Source organism: Mycobacterium sp. 1164985.4 (assembly GCF_001668575.1).
In the GTDB taxonomy this organism is placed as follows: Bacteria; Actinomycetota; Actinomycetes; order Mycobacteriales; family Mycobacteriaceae; genus Mycobacterium.
This window is the reverse complement of the sequence record NZ_LZMD01000035.1, coordinates 1-1,323: the sequence shown is the minus strand read 5'-3', so window position 1 is coordinate 1,323 and position 1,323 is coordinate 1. Positions and strand designations below refer to the sequence as shown.

Here is a 1,323-nt window from a genome sequence, read left to right as displayed (position 1 = left end):
CTCAGTGTCAGGGTGGTAATCGCCGCGTTGCGGTGGTTGGGTCTTCTCGCCCGGTGTCTGGCTCCTGCAGACGCTGCCGTCTTCGGGCTGGCATTCGTGCGTTGTGCCGGCATCGGGTGGGAAGGACCGACCGGCGTGACTTGATAGGAGCGTGGCATCGCCCCCACTGAGATGTGTCCAGCCGGCCGGCCCAACCTTCGCCTCATCCACGTCTAGATGAAAGAAGGCACCGTCCATGGTGATCGTTGGGACCGATGTACACAAGCGCACCCACACCTTCGTCGCAGTCGACGAGGTTGGGCGCAAACTCGGCGAGAAAGTCGTGCAGGCCACCACCGCCGGCCATCAAAGGGCGATCAATTGGGCCCGTGCCCAATTCGGTGATGATCTGGTCTGGGGGATCGAGGATTGCCGCAATCTGTCGGCGCGCTTAGAGCGTGATCTGCTCGGCGCCGGGCAGTCGGTGGTGCGGGTCGCGCCGAAGTTGATGGCCCAAACCCGCGCCAGCGCCCGCACTCGCGGTAAGTCCGATCCGATCGACGCGCTGGCCGTGGCCCATGCGGTGTTGCGCCATCCCGACCTACCGGTAGCCGCCCATGACGAGGTCTCACGCGAGCTGAAGTTGCTCACCGATCGTCGTGAAGATCTTGTGGCACAACGGACCGCCACGATCAACCGGCTCCGCCAACGTGTCCACGAACTCGATCCCGCTGCCGAACCCACACCCGGCTCACTGCACCGCGCCAAGCCCTGCGACACCCTGGCCGCCTGGCTACAGACCCAACAAGGCCTGCTGGCCGAGCTGGCCGCAGAGGAACTCGCTGACATCGTGCGCTTGACCCAGGCCATCAACGCGTTGGCCGCTCGCATCGGCGAACGCGTACGCCAGGTCGCCCCGACACTGCTGGCATTGCCGGGCTGCGGCGAGCTCACTGCCGCCAAACTCGTCTCCGAAACAGCCGGAATCACACGATTCCGCAGCGAAGCCGCTTTCGCCCGCCACAACGGCACCGCGCCGATTCCGGTGTGGTCAGGCAACACCGCCGGCCGCGTACGACTCAACCGCTCAGGCAACCGCCAACTCAACGCCGCCCTACACCGCATCGCGATTACCCAGATCCGGCTACCCGACAGCCCCGGGCATCGCTACTACCGTCACCGCCTCGCCGAAGGAAACTCCAGCAAAGAAGCCCTGCGCTGCCTCAAACGTCGCCTCTCACGCGTGGTGTTCACCCGCCTCCACACCGACGAACACACCCACCGCAACGCCGGAAATACCGACCATCGCATCGCCGCTTGACATAGGAGCAATGCACGCTCGCG

1 protein-coding gene is annotated in these 1,323 nt (G+C 65.2%); it reads left to right on the top strand.

Features of this window, described 5'->3' with window-relative positions:
* Window positions 1–235 precede the first annotated feature (235 nt).
* Window positions 236–1,300, top strand: a complete 1,065-nt coding sequence (locus tag A5650_RS04950; protein WP_067286930.1) for an IS110 family RNA-guided transposase — start codon at window positions 236–238, stop codon at window positions 1,298–1,300.
* Window positions 1,301–1,323 lie beyond the last annotated feature (23 nt).

Coding starts and splice junctions, on each gene's coding strand:
- A5650_RS04950 (WP_067286930.1), top strand. CDS start 236: ATGGTGATCGTTGGGACCGATGTACACAAGCGCACCCACACCTTCGTC.